Source organism: Flavobacterium luteolum (genome assembly GCF_027111275.1).
GTDB lineage: Bacteria > Bacteroidota > Bacteroidia > Flavobacteriales > Flavobacteriaceae > Flavobacterium > Flavobacterium luteolum.
In genome coordinates, this window is sequence record NZ_CP114286.1 from 5,177,879 (window position 1) to 5,199,349 (window position 21,471).

Genomic DNA, 21,471 nt, shown 5'->3' on the forward strand with positions numbered 1-21,471 from the left:
AACCATAAAAAAACACATATTAAAAAAATAAACATAATAAATCATTAAAAACAAATCTTACCTTACGGAATTAAAACATCAGTCTTCCCTTGCAAATACTAGACAAACAAAAAGCCAGCACTTAAAAAAGTGCTGGCTCAAAAAACAAATTAAACTAACTCAAAATTAAAATTTGTCCCAAAAAATCTTTGTTGTCATTAAATCTCCGCCAATTGCTGTTGAAGCTGCTTCATAATTAGCTGTATTTAACGTTTTATCAGATGTTGAATAAATATTTCTAACAGGAACTTTTCCGTCAGCTTCTTGTACTGCTGTTGGAGGCGCTACCAAAATTGGATAATCTAGTCTGCGATATTCCGTCCATGCTTCAAAACCACGATTGTAATAGGCGATCCAAAGCTGATAAGCAATTTTTTGCTTATCGGTTCCTGGTGCTGTAGCGAAAGCAACATCAGGGCGCGCTAAGTAAGTTTGAGCATTCGCATCAGAAACTTTCCAAAATTTCATGCTCGCTTCTATTCCTTTTGCATAATATGTAGCTGCATCTGCACCAACGCTAAAACCTCGGCTTGCCGCTTCTGCCAGTAAAAAACAAGTTTCGGTGTAATCGAATATGACTCCTGGATTTGTTTTTTCTCTTAATCTTTCACCCGTACTGCTATAATTGGCGTAAGTAACCTGTTGTGCATAAGGCGCACCTTTATACACCCCATTTATTTTTGATTTTGGATCAAAGAAAAAATCACGTCTTGGATCTTCTTTTCCATTTAATTCATTAACAAAAACTTCTGCAATGTTTATTTGATTCTCGCTTACTAAACTATTATATAGCGGATTCATATCTACATTTGAAGAAAAATACTGAAACAATGCAGTATCAGCTTCTTTGCTCATAACTCCTGAACTAAAAGCACTTTCTACCATTGCTTTTGCTTTTACTGCATCAACATCGGCAAGATGTAATCCCATTTTTAATTTTACGCTGTTGGCTAAAGTTTTCCATTTTGCCACATCTCCGTGAAAAATTAAATCGGCATTTCCAAAACTTTCATTTCCATCATTCAAAGCTGCAATAGCAACATCCAAACGAGCAGCTAAATCAAAATAAATGGTTTTAGCGTCATCATACTTAGGAAGCGGAAATTTTTTAATATCTAAAGCTTCAGAATAAGCTACATTCCCGAATAAATCTACTAGAGTTTGATAAGCCATTATAATTTGAACTTCTAAAATAGCGATCTGATTTTTCTTTACAGCTTCTTCAACAGGACCTAATACTTTTGTTTCCTGAATTTGTTTTTGTGCATTGGTCAAATCCTGCAATACATCTCTGTATAATGTTACAGCATGCGAACTCCCCAAGTTTCTTTTAGCCTGATTATAATTAGCTTCATCGGTATAAGTAGCCGTTGACCAATGTTGTGCATATGCTCTGAAATTATTTGAATTTACTGAAGCATTTGTTAGAAAATAAGCATAATTCACCTGCGCATTAGTCATCAATGCACTTGGCAGAGCAGTTTCATAAGCTTTTTCATTCTTGTTCATGTCATCTAAGTTATCACATGAAGCTACTGCACATAAAACAGCTCCTGCAAAAAATATTGTTTTTATAATTCTCATGTCTTTATTTTTTTAGAATTGAACTTTCATGGTAAAACTGTACTCTTTTGTTGTTGGCAATACTCCAGTTTGAAAGCCTTGTAAATTACCCGAAGACGCTCCTGCTTCAGGATCTGCATAAGGCAGGTTTTTGTGAATAATCCATAAATTGCTTCCGTTTACAGCAAAAACCATATTACTAATAAAGGTGTTTTCTATAAATCTTTTTGGCAGTTTATAGCTCAATCCAACTTCACGTAGTTTTACATATGATGCATCATAAACATATTCCTGCTGAGGCATAGAATTGTAGAAATAGTATCCGTCTGCTCCAGTTACGCTTACCGTTACATCATTTGGCGTACCATCTTGTTTTACACCCCCTAATAATACTCCACCACCGTCAGCAACTGGTTCACGTTGAGGAACTCCATTATGGTTTTTACTTACTGTACTTTCGTAAATTCCTGTTGCATGTCCGTATTGTTGATCTAGCGAATAAACGTCTCCGCCTTTTTTAACATCAATTAAGAAATTGAAAGAAATATTCTTGTACGTTAAAACGTTATTAAAACCACCAATCCAATCTGGAGCTACGTTACCAATTACAGCTCCTGCAGTTTGTAAGTATCTTCCGTTTGAACGAATTACTTTTTCTCCGTTTAAATAAGTGTATCCAGAACCAACTAGCTGTCCTACTGGTTTCCCTACTTCTGCCACATAATTTACCCCTTGGAATGATCCTAATGAAATCTGACTTGCTCCCCCTAAAGAGATTACCTCATTTTTATTTGTTGACCAGTTCACTGTAGCTTGCCATGAAAAATCTTTAGTTTTTATTGGAGTTGCGTTAACAGTTACCTCAAATCCTTTGTTCTGAACATTTCCAGCATTGATCCACGCTCTTGTATATCCTGTCTGTGTTGGAGTTTCTATAGAAAGAATCTGATTTGTTGTATTGGTTTTATAGTAAGAGAAATCGACCCCTAATCTGTTTTTGAAAAACTTAAGCTCAAGACCAGCTTCAACTCCTTTTGTCAACTCACTTTTCAAATCAGAATTACTTTTATCATTATCGGTAGAAAAACGAACTCCACCAGGTCCGAAATTGAAATTTTTAGGATAAAGTGTAGAAGTCACAGCAAATGGTGCATCGTTTCCTGTTTCTGCATAATTCAGACGCAATTTTCCAAATGACAGCCAATCTGCTTTAATATGATTACTGAAAATATAAGTCCCTGTAATCGATGGATACGAATAGGTATTATTGTCTTTTGGCAAAGTAGATGATTGATCTACTCTATAAGTTCCTTCAAGGAAATAGGTATCAAGGAAATTAAAACTTGCCATTCCGTAAACACTATTAGTTCCAAGAGTTATCTGTTGTTCTTCTGGACTTGTGATTCCGTCAATTGAATTGGTCAAGGCATAAATTCCCGGAACAACCAATCCTCCATTTGTTAACGCATAGATAGAATTGCTAACCGAACGTCTAGAGTTTCCTCCTAACATACCATTAAAACTGATTCCATCAGTAATACCTGTTTTGAAATTTAATGCTAAATCTAAATTGATTTCGCGGAAATTTTTATCATATCTAGAATATTGACCAAGACCGTTTGGTGTTCTTTTAGAACCTACAGCAATACGCTCTTCTTGCAATTGATGGTAAAAATCTACGGCACCACGCCCCATAATGTCAAACCAATTTGTAACTTCTGTTTTTACCACTACATTACCAAAGAAACGATCTCTTTTTAATGAGTTGTAATTATTATAACGTTGAAAATATGGGTTATCATGAAACTGAACTCTTAAATCGGTTGGACCGTATACATTCCATGTGGTATTTTTGCCTGTTAATTCGTAAGCCGCTCTAAGATCATTAAAATCTGCATTGGTTGTATACCATTGTCTAACACTGCTTAAATAGTTATTTCCTCCATCTCCATATCCTGTTTCGTTCATTCCAATAGCATCAGATGTCAAATAGTTTGCTGATGTAGAAATTCTCGTTTTTGGTGTAACTTTATAACTTCCAGAAAAATTAAAATTATCTTTTCTGTTATTGCTATTAGGAAGAATAGCTTGCTGCTGATTGTAATTGGTATAACCAAATCTAAAATCTCCTTGATCATTTGCAGCCGAAAAAGATATACTATTAATATACGTTAAGCTATTTTGATAAAAACTGTTTGGATCATTTTTAACAGCTGTATATGGAGTTGCCTTACCGTAAGTTGGTAATTCTGGATAAAACGAATTCCAGTTGTAAACTAGCAATGAAGGATCAAATTTTGGTCCCCAAGCCGCATCGTCGGTTGCTGTATAAGGATGAACCCCACTTCCTAAATCTACTGTACCGTAAAAATCACCATATCCTCCGCCGTATTGTTTTTGATACTCTGGCAAAGTCTTTTTGTCTACTACTCCAATATTAACTCCTGAGCTAAAATCAAATCCTAGTCCGCCTTTAGTTTTGCTTCCTTTTTTAAGCGTCACGATAACAACTCCATTTGACGCTCTTGATCCGTACAATGCTGTAGCTGCCGCGCCTTTTAAAACGTTCATCGTTTCAATATCATCCGGATTAATATCGGAAGCAGCATTTCCGTAATCGTAACCACCTTTGTTTCCTCCAGATTTTTGATCTGCTGTATTGGTATTGTCATTATTCAATATAATTCCATCAACTACCCATAATGCCTGATTATTTCCCGTTAACGAACTAGTACCACGAATTACGACATTGGTAGAACCTCCGATATTATTATTTCGTCTGATTTCTACACCAGCAATTTTACCTGAAATATTATTAGAAACGTTACCTGTATTTATTTTTGTCAGCTGATCTCCGTTTATTTCTTGTGTTGCATAACCAAGAGATTTTTTCTCTCTTTTAAGTCCCAATGCTGTAACTACAATTTCTTGCAATTGTGTAGATCCTGCGGTCATTTTTACGTTTATGCTGTTACCGCGTGCTGGAACTTCTTTAGTCTGCATTCCAATAAAGCTAAACACAAGAACCGCATTTGCATCAGCTTTTATTGAATATTTCCCATCAAAATCAGTCTGAGAACCTGTTTGAGTTCCTTTTACCAGTACTCCAACACCTGGCAATGGAACTCCATTCTCATCTGAAACAATTCCTGACACAACCCGTTCTTGGGCAAAAGTCAGTTTGGTCAACAGTACAAAAAAGAGTACTGCAATTTTTCTAAAATTAATCTTCAATTTCATAAAATGGTTTTATAATTAATGTGGCAAATATTTTGCTTTTTAGATAATTTTTCTGATAATATATTACCGAAAAACCTGCTTATATTACCCTATAAATGCCAATTTCGCAATTACACATTTACTATATTACCATTTAGAAAAAAATTCAAAATCAAATACTTAACTCAAAACCGAAAGAAATAAACACATAAAAAAAGGAGAATTTCAATTTGATGAAATTCTCCTCTCTTTTTATGATATGTAATTTTTTTTATTTTGCTCCCGGCGGGCAATTTTTTTCAATAAATCTGATAAAAGTATCTGTCAGATGTTTTTCTGTTCCTTCTCCTTCATCAATACTATGAGAACGATTTGGATATATCATTAAATCAAACATTTTATCGTATTTGATCAATTCATTAATTAAAACTTCTGCGTTTTTATAATGCACATTATCATCGCCCGTTCCGTGAATATATAGTAAATTTCCTTTCAGATTTTTTGCGTGAGTTACAGGTGAAGCCTGAATATATGCTGCTTGATTTTCGTCTGGCAATCCCATATAACGTTCTGTATAAATATTATCATAAAAATGCTGATCTGTTACTGCAGCAATGGCAACGCCTGTTTTGTAAATTTCTGGATACTGAAACATTAGATTTAAAGTTACAGCACCTCCACCGCTCCAGCCATGAATTGCTACACGATTAGAATCAATAAAGTTCCATTTTAAAACTTCTTTTGCCGCCATCGCCTGATCACGCGTATTGATAATTCCGATATTTTTATAAATTGATTTTCTCCATTGCGTTCCTTTCATCGCTGGAGTTCCTCTATTATCCATCGCAATTCCGATATATCCTTTTGGTATCAACTCGCTTATGAATCCATTAAAATATGGACTATCATTAGCCACTGTAGCCATTGGTTCTCCATAAACATAAAAGAAAACAGGATATTTTTTTGAGGGATCAAAGTCTAACGGTTTTGCCATTACTCCATCAATCTCTACTCCATCTGCTGTTTTCACTTTAAACTTCTCCATCGAATAATCTCGATTTGGAGCCGCAAAAACATCTGCTTCTTTTGGATAAATCTTTTGATGCCCCGACAAAGCAATCAATCTCTGGTTGTAGCCTCTTGAAATGCTAGAATTGGTGTGTCTTGCATAAGCTGCATCTGTAGAAAAAACATATCGGTTTGTACCATCAAAAATTGCTGGAGTTATTCTTTTTGTCTTTTTCGAACTTAAATTCGTTTCATACAAATAACGCTGAGTAGCATCTTCTGGACTTGCTATAAAATATATCGTTTTTGTTTTTTCGTTATAGGCTTTAAAATAAGCATCAAAATTAGTTTTAGTGATTAACTCTTTTGATTTTCCGTCAAGACTTATTTTATAAACATGCATCCATCCATCTGCGTCAGAGCTCCATAAAAAAGCTTTTCCGTTGTCTACAAACTGGCAAGGAAAAACATCATATTCACCAGCAGAAGTATCAAATACATCTATCCATGCTTTTGATTCTTCTTTATAAATCACTCTCGCCGCACCAGATTTTGCATTACAATCGTACATCGTAACCTGATTCTGGTTTCTATTTAGCTGAACGACCATAATAGACTCATTGCTCAGCCATTTCATTCTAACTAAATAATTATTATCTGGTTCACCTGGAATATCTAACCAATTGGTTTGAAGAGAATCAATATTTACTACTCCGATTTTTACAGAAGAAGGTTTATCTCCCGCTTTTGGATATTCTACAGGAATAATTGTCGGATACAACGAATCTGTATTATTAATCATGAAATGGAATTTGGTAGAAGTAGCATCTACTCTCCAAAAAGCAATACTTTTTCCGTCTGGACTCCATCTAAAACCGTCACGCGCTGCTAGTTCTTCTTCATAAACCCAATCAAAAGTTCCGTTAATAATTTTATCTGTGCCATCAGTTGTTACTGGTGTGATTTTTCCAGAATTCAGATTTTCAACATATATATTGTGTTTTGAAACATAGGCAACATTTTCATTATCGCTAGAAAATTTAGCAAACATTAAGGATGATGCGTCTAAGTTTTTGCCCAATTGTTTTCCTTTTCCTGTAGCCAAATCAAAATACCAATAATCTCCTCTGGTATTGTCTCTCCATACTTTCTTAGAATTTGTATAAACTAAAACTTTTGTTTTGGAGTCGTTCCAAACCAACTGCTCAATTTCGCCAGTAAATCCAGCAGCTGCTAATTGCGCTTTCGATAAAATAGTGTTTTGTTTATCTAGTTTATCAACATCATAAATGACTACATTACTGTCTTGATTCACCCAAAAAGAATGAGAATTTGGCAACCAATTTAGATTGTTAATATCAATCTTCTGTGCGAAAACAGAGGTGCATACGAACAGAAGAAACAACAAATACTTTTTCATCTTACTTTTTATTTTTAATTAAATTTTCAATTTCGGCGATTTCTATGGGCATGGCTTCACTCAGATTGATATTTCCATTTTCTGTTATCAGATAATCATTTTCCAAACGGCATCCTATTCCTTCTTCTCTAATATAAATTCCAGGTTCACAAGTAAGCACCATTCCTTTTTCAAAAGGTCTTGAATACAAACCAACATCATGAACATCTAATCCTAAGTGATGCGCAGTTCCATGCATGAAATATTTCTTGTAAGCCGGTTTTTCTGGATCTTGAGATTTAATTTCTTCTTCTGTAATAAGTCCCAGTTTTACCAATTCGGTTTCAATTAATTTTGCCATTTGAAGTTCATAATCTTTAGATAAAACTCCAGGCTTCAATAATTTTGAACCTTCTTTCAAACAATGTAAAACAGATTCGTAAACCTCTTTTTGTCTCGGACCAAAAGTTCCGTTAACCGGAATACATCTTGTGGTATCTGAATTATAGTTGGCATAACAGCTTCCAAAATCAACAAGAACCATTTCATTCTCTCTGCAAATATCATCGTTGGTGTTATAGTGCAATGAACAGGCATTAACGCCAGATGCCACAATTGATCTAAATGCTTGTCTCGTTCCTCCGTTTTTTACGGTGGCGTACAACAATTCGGCCTCTAATTCATATTCGTTTATATTAGGACGAATCGTATTCAAAATTCTATGAAAACCTTCAACGCTAAGTGCTGTAGCTTTTTTTATTAAATCAACTTCCTCGTTCGATTTAATTGGACGTAATTCGCGAGTTATTTTTGCCACACGATCGTATTGATGCAATGGATATTTTTCTTTACACCATTTTATCATTCGATCTTGTCTGGTTTCAATTTCGGCAGTTACTCTTTTGATATGCTCATTATGACCTAAGTAAATAATGTCAGCTTCAAAAGCAAAAAGCTGCAAAGTCTTTTCAAATTCGTGAAGCCATTTGATATTCTGGATTCCGGAAACAGCTGTTGCTTGTTCTTTAGTCAAAAAATTACCATCCCAAAGAAGTGTATGTTCATTTGCTTCTTTTACAAAAAGTATAACTCTGTTTTCTTCTTTAAAAGCATCTGGATAAAGCACCAGAATGGTTTCATCCTGATCAATTCCAGACAGATAAAACAAATCATTATTTTGTGCAAACCCCATAACATCATCAGCGTTATTAGGCATTACGTCGTTTGAAGTCAGAATAGCCAAACTATTTGGCAGCATTTTTTCGGTAAATCTTTTTCGGTTTTCAATAAACAAAGAAACCGGAATCGCATTGTATCTCATATTTTATATTTGGAATCTGTCAATAGCTACAGAAGTCGGTTTGCCAGAAATAATTTCTGTTATAATTTTTCCTGTTGCCGGTGCGAGACTTAATCCCATCATGGCATGTCCTGTTGCTAAGGTCAAATTTACAACTTTTTTGTCTCTGGCAATAATAGGCATTCCTGATGGCGTGCATGGTCTAAAGCCAAACCAAGTATCTTCAGTTTTAGGCATTTCTACTTCCATATCAGGATAGAAATCATTAATGCTGTTTATAATTCCCTGAAGTCGGTTTGCATTTATTTTGTTGTCTTTGGCGTGTGTTATTTCCATAGTTCCTCCAAATCTAATATCATTTGCCATTGGAGTTACAGCCACTTTTCCTTCACATAAAATAGATGGAATACTCGGTTTTTGGGATTTATCTTTTAATGTAAAACTGTATCCTTTACCTGGTAAAATAGAAATTGAGATATTTAGTTTTTTAGCCAAAAAAGGGCTCCAAGATCCTGATGCCAAGACCACTTCATCAGTTCTAAAAAGTCCTTTATCGGTAACAATTTTTTCAATTTTATTTCCTTCTAAAACAAAATCTCTTACGCTGGTTTGAGAATGGATTTCAACTTTTAAACGAGCCAATTCTTCTTTGATGAAAGACATAAATTTCTGCGGATACAAATGGGCATCACTTTTATAATGAACACCTCCAATTACATTGGTATTGGTTCCTTTCTCTAAAAGTGCAACTTCTGCTTTTGACAGATAATCTACTTCAAGTCCCAAACGTTCTGCTTCTTTTCCTTCGTGATGCATTTCTTCTCCTACTTTATCACTTTTGTAAAGCATTAAAAGTCCTTTTTCTTCATAGAAGAAAGAATTATTCTCTTTGGCAAAATCTTGATATAATTCTTTACTTAATAAAGAAAGATCTCGTAAAGCAGGCATTGCATTTTCTACATGGCGCACATTGGCATGTTTATAAAACTGCATTCCCCAGTTTATCAAATCTTTACTTAAACGTGGTTTTACATAAAACGGACTACGGCTGTCAAACATCCATTTTATTCCTTGAGCAATCATACCGGGTTGTGCCAGCGGAATAATGTGAGATGGTACAATCATTCCTGCGTTTCCGTACGAACAGCCATTGTTCATATCAGATTCATCAAATACGCTCACCTCATAACCTTCCTTTGCAAGATAATAGGCAGAACATAAGCCAATAATTCCACCGCCAATAACAGCAACTTTTTTCATAAATTTTATTTCGTTAAGAGTTCTTTGAACTGCTAATTATATTTTAAATCTGTTGGATGAAATTTTTTATTTAATTTAGAATCAATTGCCTCCATCTTATAGATAGAGATAATCAAAATTGTAAAAGATGGTTTTAGCTTAAACAACAACCATGTTAATTTGGCTAAAGCCCATCTTATTTACAATTTCTAAAATCCCTTAGTTAAAACTAGAGACTATTCAAAAAACAATAATTTAATTTAACCAACAGCTTAATTATATTATAAACTGATTTTTAAATAACCTGAAATCCAAATGCATACGGATCGTCGCTTTCATCAATTATAATATTATTGTATCCGTACACTTTTGCCCAGCCTTGAATGCTTGGAACAATAGCTGGAATATCTCCAATAGAAGTTTCTTCTACGACTTTACCAATAAACTTACTTCCAATATAACTTTCATGAATAAACTCTTCTCCTTTTTTCAATTTCCCTTTAGCATGCAATTGTGCCATTCTAGCCGATGTTCCAGTTCCGCATGGCGAACGATCGATTGCTTTGTCTCCATAAAAAACAGCATTTCTGCCAGATGATGTTGGATCTATAGGTGATCCTGTCCACAACATATGGGTTACGTCTCTAATGGTATTGTTTTCAGGATGAATAAAATAATCTGGGTATTTTTCATTAATCTTATTGCGAACTTCTTGACTGTATTGAATAATTTTACTTGCTGTAAAATCTTGAACACCCGAAAAATTCTTTTGCGGATCTACAATGGCGTAATAATTTCCTCCGTAAGCTACATCAAATACAATTTCGCCCAATTCTGGGCAATCAATAGTAAGACCTTCTGCAGCTAGATAGGATTTAACGTTGGTCAGACGTACCCAATCTACTTTTTTGCCTGTTTGCTGGTATTCGATGTGCACTAAACCTGCAGGCGCTTCCATTTTGATAATTCCAGGAACTTTTGGAGTCACCAAACCTTCTTCGACAGCAATTGTAATAGTTCCAATTGTTCCGTGTCCGCACATTGGCAGACATCCAGAAGTTTCTATAAACAGAATTCCAAAATCATTCTCAGGATTGCTTGGCGGATACAAAATACTGCCGCTCATCATATCATGTCCTCTTGGTTCAAACATTAAGCCTTTACGAATCCAGTCATATTCTTTTAAGAAATGCTGCCGTTTTTCGCTCATCGAATTACCTTGTAGATTTGGTCCGCCACCGGCAACAACCCGAACCGGATTCCCGCACGTATGAGCATCTACGCAAAAAAAAGTTTTCTTTACCATTTTATATTTGAGATAGTGTTAGTTTATTATTTACTGTACGAACAATTTGCAACGGATTCTCATTTTGTAATTCAGCTGGCAGTAAATGGTCTGGCCAATTCTGAAAACTTACTGGACGCACCCATCTGTAAACTGCGTCTATTCCAACTGCTGTGTAACGTGAATCTGAAGATGCTGGATAAGGTCCGCCATGAAGCATAGAAGCGCAAACTTCTACTCCAGTAGGCACACCATTATATATTAAGCGACCTACGCGATTCTGTAAAGCGTCAATTATTCCTTTGTGCGCGTCAATTTCATTCTCTTCACTAATGATTGTTCCTGTTAACTGTCCTTCCAACTTAGAAATTACTTCTATTAATTCAGTTTCATTTTCGCATTCAATTAAAATAGAAAATGGTCCAAAAACTTCATTATGCAATGTCGCATTTTTTAAAAATTCTTTTCCATCAACTTTCAAAACAGTTGAAACTCCATGATTTGGTAATGTCTCACCTTTAAATTGAGCTACTTTCGAAACCCCGTTCTGTTCTTCTATTTTTGCAATTCCGTTATTAAAATCAGCATAAATAGAAGGATGAAGCATGCAGCCTGGCGTAATTTTTTCGATTGCCTTATCTAGATTTTCTGTAAACTCATTTAGTTCTTCTCCTTTTAAAGCCAGCAGCAAACCTGGATTTGTGCAAAATTGTCCCGCTCCTAAAGTGATAGAACCTGCATAGGCTGTCGCCCATTTTTGGCTGTTTTTTTTCAATGCGTTAGGTAAAAGCACTACTGGATTTATACTTCCCATTTCGGCAAACACTGGAATTGGCTCTGGACGCTGTGCAGCTAAATCGCACAAAGCACGTCCGCCTTTAATGCTTCCCGTAAAACCTACTCCTTTTACCAATGGATGTTTTACCAAACTTGTTCCAAGCGTTCTTCCGTCACCAATAAGGTTAGAAAAAACACCTTCTGGCATATTGGTTTTCTGAGCTGCTTTAATAATTGCAGAAGCAACCATTTCGCCCGTTCCTATATGCATGGAATGGCTTTTTACAATAACAGGACAACCTGCAGCCAAAGCCGAAGCCGTATCTCCTCCGCTTGTAGAGAATGCAAAAGGAAAATTACTTGATCCAAAAACCACAATTGGTCCTAAAGGTGCTAACATTTTGCGTAAGTCTTCTTTTGGTGCAGGCTGTCTGTCGGTTATTGCAGTATCTATTGTGGCTTGTACCCAGCTTCCTTCTGTAAGCATATCGGCAAAAGCTTTTAACTGTCCGATTGTTCTTCCGCGTTCTCCTTCTGCTCTGCCTCTCGGATAACCCGATTCGGTGCAGTACTGAACTAAAAGATCGTCTCCTAATGCTAAAATTTCATCAGCAATAGCGTTCAAAAATTTAGCTTTTTCAATACCCGAATAATTTTTATAACTCTCAAATGCTTGATTGGCTAACGCAACTGCTTCCTCAATTTCATCTTGAGTTGCCTCAGTAAAAACCCATGGATTTTCTGTATTCAATAGCGGATTAAACGTTTTTAGTATTTTTGTACCACCTGCTTTTAGCTGGCTTCCTATATAATTTTTTCCTGTAATCATGTTTTTTTTCTTATAAATGAATTAAGAGCAATTTTAGTTTTCAGCTACGGTTTTAGTCTCAAGTTTCAGTCGCAGCCCCAGTAAACACAGCTACCGAAAACCCTGACTGTAAATGGAAACTGAAAAACTGAGACTGCGGCTGAAAGCTGAGAACCGAGACTGAAAACTAAAAAGCTAAGCCAATCTTTAATATGCTATTATAAATTTTTATAGTCTGGCAAAGTTGGTCTAGTACGTAGTCCTTCAGCAATAATTGCAAGAACTCTTTCTCTTTCTGCTCCTTGCAATGGTAATCTTGGTGCACGAACATATTCTGAACCAATTCCTGTCGCAACCTCTGCCAATTTGATATTCTGAACCAAGAATGCATTAATATCCAATTCTAATAAAGGCAAGAACCATCTGTAGATTTTCAACGCTTCATCAAATCTTCCTGCTTTTGCTAATTTGTAAATTGCCACTGTTTCTTCAGGAAAAGCACAAACCAATCCAGAAACCCATCCATCAGAACCCATAAATAGACTTTCTAATGCTAGTGTATCAACTCCTGATAATATTTTTAAACGATCTCCAAAACGGTTGATCATTCTAGTAACATTAGAAATATCTCTAGTTGATTCTTTTACTGCTTGAATGTTATCATATTTTAATAACTCTTCAAACATATCTAATGTCACTTCAATTTTATAGTCAATCGGATTGTTGTAAACCATAATAGGAAGTGAAGTATTTTTTGCCACTTCACTATAGAAAGTAACCGTTTCAAAATCAGATGCTTTGTAACGCATTGGAGGAAGCATCATCAATCCTTTTGCTCCATCTTGTTCAGCTTTATTGGCCGCTAAAATTGCATTTTTTGTAGACTGCTCTGCAATGTTCATAATTACGGGCACTTTATTTTCTGTTAGTGCAACAGTATGTTTTACTAATTCTCTTTTTTCTTCTTCTAAAAGTGTGCTGGCTTCACCTAAAGTGCCTCCTAAAATAATTCCTGAAACTCCAGCATTTAATTGTGCCTTCATATTAACTTCAAACATATTGAAGTCTAATTTGTCATCTGCAGTAAATTTTGTAGTTACCGCTGGCATAACGCCATTCCATTGAATACTCATAATTTTAATTTTTTATTAAGGCCAAAATTATCTAGAAACAATAGAGCGCACCCTTTAAAAATTACCACAAAACGATACTATATTACCCTCTATAACACCAAAACTTAAAAAACAGAACATTATAGCATCATTTTTTTATTCAAATGCAATATATTTGATTATAACTAACTAACCACTATATGAAAGTTTTCCCATTCAAAATTCCAAAATCTGGAGAAGATCCCCTTATATATCAAGAAGATATCGAAGTTTCATTTTATGATAAATTGCATCAGCATGAAGAAATTCAAATTAGTTTTATTGAAAAAGGAGAAGGAGCCGTTTTTGCCGGCGATACTATTTCGCAATACCGTGAAGGTGATATATTGGTAATTGGAAGTAATTTGCCACATGTGTTTAGAAGCGATATTCAGGAAAATGTAGTTTCAGTAATGCGTACTTTATTTTTTACCTTCAATTCGTTCGGAAAAGATTTTTTTGAGCTGTCTACTTTTAGAAATATCCATCCGATTTTAGAAAGCAGTAAAAACGGATTTATAATCCATAACGCACCAAAAAAGGTTGTCAAATATTTCAAGAAACTGAAAAAAGCCGATAGCTATACTCGTTTTATATTATTTCTAGATATTATGAAATGGCTTTCTACATCAGAAACTACTCCTCTTTCTAATTATTTGTATCAAAAGAAAATTACGGACAATGAAGGAAAAAGAATGCAGATTGTATTTGAATATGTCATGACCAATTTTCATAAAAACATCACATTAGATGAAATTGCTTCGATTGCGAGTATGACAAAAAATGCCTTTTGCCGGTATTTTAAGGTCCGGACCAACAAGTCATTTTTTCAATTTCTAATTGAAGTACGTATTGAGAGAGCCGCAAAGTTATTATCTAATAATGAAGAACTCTCTGTTTTGGAAATTGCCGAATTATGCGGGTTCAATAATATTTCCAATTTTAACCGAAAGTTTAAGGAATTAAAACAGCTTTCGCCTTTGCAATATAGAAAACTGAACTTGTAATATACTGCAGATATACTTTACGTAGACGCACTGCGGTGCGTCTCTACAGATATACGTGATATTTTAATTAAAACCTCGAAATTTCACCTAACAGATTGTCAATCCTATTCCGTTCCAATATTCCGTAGAGACGTACTGCAGTGCGTCTAACATATTGTGAATATTCGGTACGTAGATGCGTGTGTTTAATGCATTATGGATATACGTTGCGTAGACGCACTGCGGTGCGTCTCTACAAATTTACTTTGGGTTAAAAACAAATCAGCTGTTTAATCTCGTTGTTTTAAACGACATTAAACAGCTGTTTTGCTATATAAAAAATCTTTTTTTTATTTACCAGATACTGCTGTGATTTCAAGCACTACACTCGATTCAACTTTTGAAGAAGAAACTCTTAATCCTACATTCATTAAATAATCTCCTGTAAAAGATGCTCCAGATTCTTGTAGTGTTTGCTTTGCCTCAGGCATTAAATTAATTTCTTCTACTTTATACGTTTTATTGGAGTCTAAACCTTTAAAACGAACCAAATTATATTGCGGATCATAAAGCGGATGAAGCGTATACGAAAATAAAACGGCTTTGTTCTTTGATTCGTCAACATACATTAATACAGCACGACTGTCTTCGTAAGGAGAAACAATTCGGTACATATCGCCATGCCAGATTACAGGGCTTAATCTTTTATAATTGGCAACTGCATCCTGAGTATATTTTATTTCTTTTTCTTTCAGTTCTTTTACATTAATATCAAAACCTAATTTACCCATCATGGCAACGTCTGTTTTGAATTTAATAGACTGATTTCCCCATGATGTTACGTGATTACAAATCGTAAAAGCTGGAAAAAACTGCGAATATCCCCATTGAATAAATACTCTATTGTAAGGATCGGTATTATCACTAGCCCAAAATTCTGTGAAATATTTTAAGAAAGCATAATCTGTTCTTCCTCCGCCTCCTGCGCAAAGCATCATTGGTAAATGCGGATATTTGGTTTTAATTCGCTCCAAAACTTTATACAATCCTCTGGTATATTCGATAAATAAATGAGATTGCTGATTTTTTAAATAAGTAGAATACGCATTGGTCATCATTCGGTTGCAATCCCATTTAAAAAATGCTACACCTCCATTGGTCTGCATAATATCGTCCACCGTTTTAAACACAAAATCCTGCACTTTAGGATTCGATAAATCCAAAACCAATTGTGTTCTGTAATAACTCTCCTCTCTATTTGGCAATTTTAAAACCCAATCTGGATGTTTTTCATACAATTCGCTTTTCGGATTAACCATTTCGGGTTCAATCCAAATTCCGAATTTTACTCCAGTTTTCTCTGCCTGCTGCATTAAAAAGCCAAGACCATTTGGCAATTTTGTTTTTGTTGCCTGCCAATCTCCCAAACCTGATTTATCACCGCTTCTTGGGTATTTATTTCCAAACCATCCGTCGTCTAATAAAAACATATCAACGCCCAATGTTTTCGAATCTTCAAACATATCTGTCAATTTCTTTTCATCGAAATTAAAAAAGGTAGTTTCCCAATTGTTCAGTAAAGTCAAACGAGGTTTGTCGCCATCTTTCACACCATAGTTTTTTGCCCAAGAATGTAAATTCCTGCTCGCCTGCCCTTTTCCTTTATTTGAAAAAGTATAAATAAAAGAAGGAGTCGTAAAAACTTCGCCAGGCTGAAGACTATATTCTGAAGCAAACGGATTAATTCCAGAACTAATTCTTAACGAATTTTTATTATCAAGCTCAAAAGTAAATTTAAAATTTCCCGACCAAGCGATTGTTCCCGCAACAAGCTCGCCACTATCTTCTTTGGCTTTGTCGTTTAATGCTAAAAAGAAAACTGGCGTCTGGTACATATTGGTTCTTACTCCCAATTTAGAATCAATTACTTTGGCTCCACTGGTTAATTCGCTTTCTTGCATTCTAACTTCTTTAGCCCAATCGCCATGAAACTGAGTCAGCCAATATTTATCCGCATCAAAATGCAGCATAGACGAAGCATAGTTGTACAACGTTACCGGTTTCTTTTCGCGGTGTACAATTTCAGTCCATTGCTCAATAACATTCTCTTTATAGAAAGCTTTATAATGTAAAGTCACTTCTACATGATAAACTGGATCTTTCATTTTTATAATAGTTTCAGTAGTATTGCCATCTATTTTTGTTGTCTGATGTCTTACGTACACTAACTCCAAAGCAGGGTTTCCGTCATTATGTGTCATACGGATAGCAGATTCAAATAAATTATCGGTTCCGTACGTTGGATACGCTTGATGTCTTAAATTAAGCAACGGATTTCCGTCGTTTATAACAAATGTTCTCTCTGTCTCTTTAGAAAGTACATTATATGCCGAAACTTCCAGTTTTGCTCCTAAATAAGATTGATAAAGCAATCCGCTTTTTGCCACTTTTAAGATTAATGCGGTATTCTGGGTTTCAATAGCGATGGGATCATTTTGTGCATTAGTCTTCCAAAAGAGAGTGGTCAGAACTAATAGAAATAGTGCTTTTTTCATAAAAATTTTAATTAACAATAGTGAATATTCGTTTTTGAAGATTTCTAAAAAGAAGCCAAAAACAATCTTTTTCAGATTATAATTGAAATTCTATAGAAACTCCGTGCATCACATTTATCAATCAAACCACGAGAAAAAATTCATTTAATTATACCCATAGAGGAACATAGTTGGTATAATTCATAATAAAAATGGTTTTGAGCTCTGGTAGACCATTTTTAAATTATGAAGAAATGAAGTCCAAAAATAGCAAAATATAATTAAATCCAATTATTGCGTCTTACTGCGTTGCTTTTTCAATATTAAAAACAAAATATTTTAAAAATAGACTTTTGATAATTTTTATACATTTTTTTACCGATTATGATATTTTATTACCTAAAAAAGGTTCTTAATCGTAAAACAGGACAAAACATTTACAAGCTTAGTCCTACATATTAGCTTAAAATTACCGACTGGTATGGTTAAAAAAATAAAACTATTTAAAAAATTCAAAATTATTCCAAAAAGAAAATTCTGATACTATATTACCCACTTTTAAAAATTAAAACCATCATTCTATCACACCCATTCATTCCTCTTATTCAAAAAAAAGAATCTCCAAATAAACAAGAGTAAAATAATCTGCAAAAAACAAGAATATATAGCTATTTATTCAAATAACCTTGATTTATATTTTATGCATATATTACCCACTTTACTTTTAATATTATCGTAAATAAATCGTGTTTTTTACAAATATCGCAAAAAACTGGTAGGTACTGGTATGTGTTGACTTAGAAACATTTATACATTTGGATTTCACATTTATCTCTTTTTTCACAAACAATCTGCAGGAGCTCAAGGCATTTTGTTTCTCCAAAATGAAAAATAGATAAAAAACGGACCACGAGAGAATAAAGTACTAACCAACAAAAACCAACAAAACATGATTTTATTAACCAAACAAAAACCAACAAAAGATTGGCTCTCTTCTGAAAAATGGAAGATAACCAAACTAACATCAGGAGCCTTACTAGCACTTACTTTACAAACTTCTTTTGCAGCAGAGTTAAAAGAGAGTAAATTCTCTAATAAACTGACTACTAATTTAGCTCTGACAAACAGCAAAAGCACATCTTTTGCCATAGAAAAACTAATAAAGGGAAAAGTAACTGGCTCACAAGGAGAACCGCTTCCTGGTGTAAACATTCTGGTAAAAGGAACAAAAATTACAGCTGTAACAGACTTTGACGGTAATTTTACTATTGAAGTTCCAGACTCCAACAGCATTCTTGTTTTTTCTTATACAGGATTTTTAACAAAAGAAGTTCGTGCAGACGACGCAGTAAGCATTCAGCTTGTAGAGCAGAATCAAACCTTAAATGAAGTTGTTGTCGTTGGGTATGGAACGCAGAAAAAAGCTTCTACAACGGGAGCAATTGCATCGATTAAAGGAGGTGTTTTAACTCAAAATGCATCTGCAAACGTATCTAACGGAATTGCCGGACGTATGTCTGGAGTAATCGCCAGTAACCGTTCTGGAAGACCTGGTGATGACAGCTCTACTCTTTTAATTAGAGGTTTTAACTCATTTGGAGGAGGGACAAGTCCGCTTGTAGTTGTGGATGGTATTCCTGATCGTGATTTGAACAGGATAAACCCTGATGATATTGAATCTGTAACGGTTCTAAAAGATGCATCGGCAGCTATTTATGGAGTTCGTTCTGCAAATGGAGTTATTCTGGTAACTACCAAAAGAGGAAAAGTTGGTGCTCCAACAATCAAAGTTGACGGATCTTATGGTATTCAGCAGTTAACCAGAATGAGCGAAAGAGTTAATTCTTGGGAATACATGACGTATTACAACGAACTGAATGCTCATAAAGGAACAACACTTCCTTATACTCAGGCAGAAATTGACAAATACAAAGCTGGAAACGATCCAAATTACACCAGTACAGACTGGATGAAGCAGGTTTATAGAAAAGATGCTCCACAAGCTAACCTTTCACTTTCTGTAAATGGTGGTAATGAACAGGTTAAATATTTCTTTTCTGGACAATACTTAAATCAGGAAAGTAACCTTAGATACAGTGACGAGAGATACAGACAATTCAATTTAAGATCAAATATTGATGTTAATATCACTTCGAACTTTAAGGTTAACTTAGACATTGCTACTCGTAAAGAAGATAGAAATTATCCTGCGGTAAGCATTGGAAGTATCATGCACGAGACGGTTAGTATGTATCCTTTTATTCCTGCATATTGGAAAAATGGTTATCCATCATCTGGTATCACAAATGGTAGAAACCCAATTTTAATGTCTTCACCAGCGGCAGGCTATGATCACGTGGTAAACTTAATTGTAAATCCAAAAATTGGATTTGAATTAAAATTGCCAAGAATAACTGAGGGATTATCACTTAGCGGATATGCAGCATTTGACTATAATGTTCGCAGTGAAAAGAAATTCACAAAACCGTGGGATGCTTATTCTTACGACAAAACCAATGACAGTTACAATAACGTAAAAAACAGCACGAGCATAACAAGCGTAATGCAAGAAGAGCGAATTGCGAATCAAAACACGTATTTCGTAAAATTAGCCTACGATCGTAAATTCAACAAACACGCCGTAAATGCTTTTGTCGGATATGAGCAGACTACAATGGACAAAACGCAAACGTATGCTTACAGAAGAGATTTATTGAGCGATCAATTGGATCAGATTTTTACTGGAAGTACTAAAGGACAAAATGCTACAGGCGGCGCATATCAAGACGGACGTGAAAGTTTCCTTGGAAGGGTTGCTTACAATTTTGATGATAAATATTTTGCCGAAGTTTCTGCCCGTTATAACGGATCATTCAACTTCCCTTCTTCTACTCGTTGGGGTATGTTCCCTGCTATTAGTGCTGGTTGGAAAATCTCTGAAGAGCCTTTCTTCAAAAATAACATCAAATTAATTGACCAGCTTAAAATAAGAGCTTCTTGGGGAAGAATGGGTAATGACGATTTAAGAGAGACTATTAATGGAGTGGATTATCTTAACCAATATCTTTTCTTAACAAGATATCAGCTAACAACAGATCAGCAGCTTTATAGCTATTTTGGATCAGATTATACGTTGAACAATAGTATTTATCTTTCTTCTACTCCGAACCCAAATATTACATGGGAAATTCAAGATTCTAAAAACATTGGTTTTGATTTCGGATTCTTTGGAAATAAATTAACGGCAACTTTTGACTATTTCAGCAATAAAAGATCTGACATTTTAGCAGCAAGAAATGCGTCTGTGCCTTTGTACACAGGATTATCTCTTCCAAAAGAAAACATTGGAAAAACGGTAAACAGAGGTACTGACTGGTCTGTGAATTATGCCGATCATATCAATAGTTTTAAATATAGTGTTGGTTTTAACTTTACTTACGCACAAAGTGAAGTATTGTTTCGCGATGAAGCAGAAAATATTCCAGCTTGGCAAAAATCGACTGGAAGAGCTATCGATTCTTGGTTAGTATACCAAACAAACGGAATTTATCGCACTCAGGCAGAAGTAGACAATTCCCCTCATTTTGAAGGAGCAAAACCAGGTGATCTTTGGGTAAAAGATACTGACGGCGATGGAAACATCACTTCTAATGATAAAGTAAGAATTCCAGAATCTGCAACACCAAAAATTGCTTATGGAATTCCTATGAGAGCTGAATACAAAGGTTTTTCTATAGATATGCTTTGGACAGGACAGGCAAAAGCAAAACAAGTAATACTTCCGCAAGCTCAAGGAGCTATTGTAGCGCCTCCAAGATGGTTGTACGACGACAGATACACAGCAGATAATCCAAATTCTAAATACCCTGTTGCATTCAATGATTCTGATCCGAGAAACAATATTGAAGCGGACTTTTGGCTAAAAGACGCGTCATTCTTCAGATTAAAATCTTTAGAAGTTTCCTATACATTACCAGAAAAAGTCTTGTCTAGATTCGGAATATTAAATACGAGGTTTTATGCTGGAGGAACTAATTTGTTTTCTATTGACCACATGAAACAATACAATTTAGACCCTGAAACAAATAATAAAACTGGCGTAATTTATCCACAAACCCGTATCTACAGAATCGGTGTAAGCATTGAATTATAACAAGGTAAAA

11 protein-coding genes are annotated in these 21,471 nt (G+C 34.9%); 2 read left to right on the forward strand and 9 right to left on the reverse strand.

Going from position 1 to position 21,471, the window contains the following annotated elements; all coding sequences use genetic code 11:
- Positions 1-165 precede the first annotated feature (165 nt).
- The 8 genes from OZP10_RS22125 to OZP10_RS22160 all read right to left on the reverse strand — a co-directional run bounded on the left by OZP10_RS22125 (position 166) and on the right by OZP10_RS22160 (position 13,770).
- Complete coding sequence (locus tag OZP10_RS22125) at positions 166-1,623, reverse strand: SusD/RagB family nutrient-binding outer membrane lipoprotein (protein WP_281632821.1); 1,458 nt, start codon at positions 1,621-1,623, stop codon at positions 166-168.
- Between the two features lie 12 nt (positions 1,624-1,635).
- Positions 1,636-4,842 (reverse strand): SusC/RagA family TonB-linked outer membrane protein, encoded by a 3,207-nt coding sequence (locus OZP10_RS22130; RefSeq protein ID WP_281632822.1) that lies wholly within the window; start codon positions 4,840-4,842, stop codon positions 1,636-1,638.
- A 250-nt stretch (positions 4,843-5,092) separates the two neighbouring features.
- Positions 5,093-7,249 (reverse strand): S9 family peptidase, encoded by a 2,157-nt coding sequence (locus tag OZP10_RS22135; RefSeq protein WP_281632823.1) that lies wholly within the window; start codon positions 7,247-7,249, stop codon positions 5,093-5,095.
- A 1-nt stretch (position 7,250) separates the two neighbouring features.
- Positions 7,251-8,549 (reverse strand): aminopeptidase P family protein, encoded by a 1,299-nt coding sequence (locus OZP10_RS22140; protein WP_281632824.1) that lies wholly within the window; start codon positions 8,547-8,549, stop codon positions 7,251-7,253.
- A gap of 3 nt (positions 8,550-8,552) precedes the next feature.
- Positions 8,553-9,788 (reverse strand): NAD(P)/FAD-dependent oxidoreductase, encoded by a 1,236-nt coding sequence (locus OZP10_RS22145; RefSeq protein WP_281632825.1) that lies wholly within the window; start codon positions 9,786-9,788, stop codon positions 8,553-8,555.
- 274 nt (positions 9,789-10,062) lie between these two features.
- Positions 10,063-11,073, reverse strand: a complete 1,011-nt coding sequence (locus OZP10_RS22150) for a 4-hydroxyproline epimerase (protein ID WP_281632826.1) — start codon at positions 11,071-11,073, stop codon at positions 10,063-10,065.
- Position 11,074: 1 nt separating this feature from the next.
- Positions 11,075-12,658 carry an aldehyde dehydrogenase (NADP(+)) gene (locus OZP10_RS22155; RefSeq protein WP_281632827.1) on the reverse strand — a complete coding sequence of 528 codons (1,584 nt, stop codon included), beginning with the start codon at positions 12,656-12,658 and terminating at the stop codon, positions 11,075-11,077.
- A gap of 197 nt (positions 12,659-12,855) precedes the next feature.
- Positions 12,856-13,770 carry a dihydrodipicolinate synthase family protein gene (locus tag OZP10_RS22160; protein WP_281632828.1) on the reverse strand — a complete coding sequence of 305 codons (915 nt, stop codon included), beginning with the start codon at positions 13,768-13,770 and terminating at the stop codon, positions 12,856-12,858.
- A gap of 179 nt (positions 13,771-13,949) precedes the next feature.
- On the opposite strand from OZP10_RS22160, the gene OZP10_RS22165 reads away from it, so the two are divergent.
- A complete protein-coding gene (locus tag OZP10_RS22165) occupies positions 13,950-14,795 on the forward strand; it encodes an AraC family transcriptional regulator (protein ID WP_281632829.1) in 846 nt (281 codons plus the stop codon).
- A gap of 329 nt (positions 14,796-15,124) precedes the next feature.
- Here OZP10_RS22165 and OZP10_RS22170 read toward each other — a convergent pair whose 3' ends face one another.
- Complete coding sequence (locus tag OZP10_RS22170) at positions 15,125-17,329, reverse strand: alpha-galactosidase (RefSeq protein ID WP_281632830.1); 2,205 nt, start codon at positions 17,327-17,329, stop codon at positions 15,125-15,127.
- 928 nt (positions 17,330-18,257) lie between these two features.
- Between OZP10_RS22170 and OZP10_RS22175 the strand changes: the two genes are divergently transcribed.
- Positions 18,258-21,461 carry a SusC/RagA family TonB-linked outer membrane protein gene (locus tag OZP10_RS22175; RefSeq protein WP_281632831.1) on the forward strand — a complete coding sequence of 1,068 codons (3,204 nt, stop codon included), beginning with the start codon at positions 18,258-18,260 and terminating at the stop codon, positions 21,459-21,461.
- The last annotated feature ends 10 nt before the right edge of the window (positions 21,462-21,471 follow it).

Excerpts from the sequence above, each read along its gene's own strand:
- OZP10_RS22125 (WP_281632821.1), bottom strand. The coding sequence starts at position 1,623 with ATGAGAATTATAAAAACAATATTTTTTGCAGGAGCTGTTTTATGTGCA.
- OZP10_RS22130 (WP_281632822.1), bottom strand. The coding sequence starts at position 4,842 with ATGAAATTGAAGATTAATTTTAGAAAAATTGCAGTACTCTTTTTTGTA.
- OZP10_RS22135 (WP_281632823.1), bottom strand. The coding sequence starts at position 7,249 with ATGAAAAAGTATTTGTTGTTTCTTCTGTTCGTATGCACCTCTGTTTTC.
- OZP10_RS22140 (WP_281632824.1), bottom strand. The coding sequence starts at position 8,549 with ATGAGATACAATGCGATTCCGGTTTCTTTGTTTATTGAAAACCGAAAA.
- OZP10_RS22145 (WP_281632825.1), bottom strand. The coding sequence starts at position 9,788 with ATGAAAAAAGTTGCTGTTATTGGCGGTGGAATTATTGGCTTATGTTCT.
- OZP10_RS22150 (WP_281632826.1), bottom strand. The coding sequence starts at position 11,073 with ATGGTAAAGAAAACTTTTTTTTGCGTAGATGCTCATACGTGCGGGAAT.
- OZP10_RS22155 (WP_281632827.1), bottom strand. The coding sequence starts at position 12,658 with ATGATTACAGGAAAAAATTATATAGGAAGCCAGCTAAAAGCAGGTGGT.
- OZP10_RS22160 (WP_281632828.1), bottom strand. The coding sequence starts at position 13,770 with ATGAGTATTCAATGGAATGGCGTTATGCCAGCGGTAACTACAAAATTT.
- OZP10_RS22165 (WP_281632829.1), top strand. The coding sequence starts at position 13,950 with ATGAAAGTTTTCCCATTCAAAATTCCAAAATCTGGAGAAGATCCCCTT.
- OZP10_RS22170 (WP_281632830.1), bottom strand. The coding sequence starts at position 17,329 with ATGAAAAAAGCACTATTTCTATTAGTTCTGACCACTCTCTTTTGGAAG.
- OZP10_RS22175 (WP_281632831.1), top strand. The coding sequence starts at position 18,258 with ATGATTTTATTAACCAAACAAAAACCAACAAAAGATTGGCTCTCTTCT.